At 31.0% G+C, this 1,389-nt stretch carries 2 pseudogenes; both read right to left on the reverse strand.

The window, feature by feature from the left end:
* Positions 1 to 492, reverse strand: a pseudogene (locus CVT05_RS09240) (thioredoxin reductase); the annotation flags it as partial.
* A 93-nt stretch (positions 493 to 585) separates the two neighbouring features.
* A pseudogene (locus tag CVT05_RS09245) lies at positions 586 to 1,389 on the reverse strand (hypothetical protein); the annotation flags it as partial.

Consider the following 1,389-nt stretch of genomic DNA (forward strand, 5'->3'; position numbering starts at 1 on the left):
TGTATTTTTATTTCTATCTACTTCATCATAAATTTCAGCATATTCAGGTTTAGTTAGTTTGCCATTGCTATCTACTCTACCTATAGCATCTTCAGGGATATCTATCATAGTGCATTTTAGATTACTTCTTTTTACTAGATAGATATATCTATCTCTCTTATCTTTTAAGCTTTCATAGTAAGCTTTTTCTGATTTAGTCCAAGGTGATAGTTTAGTTGAACTTGGTTTATAGCTAATATCTAGCCATGGTTTAAATGATAGATAGTCTGTTTGACCTAAAGAGTTTGGTTTAGGGTTATAGTATAGTGGTTTATAGTTTTTATATGGAGATGAGTCTAGGATGGAGCGGGAGTCAAGGACTAGTTTGGCTGCAAGATCTGGGGCTAACTGCATATTAGGATTTTTTTCAGCAACTATCAAATTCGTATTTTTATCAAATGGTATTTCCATTCCATTTGGAGCTATAACCATATATGTATTATTGTTATCCATTAAATTTCCTTTATTCATTCTTTTATCTATTGCTATTAGTGATGTGGCTATTACTAAGATAGCTAAAGCTGTAAATATAATCTTCTTCATCTTTTATCCTATATACAAGCCATCTTCCATGACTATGGTGGTGGCTAAACGACCGATTAGGCGAGGAGGGATAGTTTTTTCCTCTAAATTTTCATTTTCTTTCCAACTTTCCCTACACCCCACATACATACCCTTTACATTATTATTGCCTATTACATCTAGTGCTTTTAGTAGTCTTCTTGATTTATTATCTACTTCTGATCCATTAGTGTTTAAATTTCCATTTTTAAAGTCTTCTAGTATCTCCATAGCTTCGTTGTATTTGTCTATTGGCAAGGCTTGTTTTGAGGTGCTTTTACTTGTCTTATACATATCATAAATTTCCTCTCTTTGTTTTATATCTATTGAGTTTGATGGGCTTATATCTAGTTCTCTTTTAACCCCTTGTAGCATAAGCTCTTTTGGTGAATATGCTAGCTTCTTGTTTCTTTTGTTTAGGTTGTTAAAGAACTCTTCATCAGTTTTATTATCTGTTCTTAGCTCATCTAGGCATAGATAAGATATCATAGTATCTAGACTTATATCTTTTGATAGATTAGAGACTAGTTTGTTTGTAGTGGTATTTATATCATAGTAGAAGAAGTTATGATAGTCTAGTCCTCCACTAGATAGTCTTCCTCCTATGATAGTTCTTTTTAGATCTATATTTATAAAAGATGAGTATATCTCTATAGGATAGTAGGTATATTCACTTGTTTTATTTGAATAAGGTTCATAAGATATATTCTTAACAGCATAAGTTTCATCAAATTTATTTGTGAAATACTTATGAAGTATTAGTTCATAAGATCTTTTTTGGTGTTCGTA

Origin of the sequence: Campylobacter concisus (genome assembly GCF_003049705.1) — a bacterium.
Taxonomy (GTDB): domain Bacteria; phylum Campylobacterota; class Campylobacteria; order Campylobacterales; family Campylobacteraceae; genus Campylobacter_A; species Campylobacter_A concisus_AR.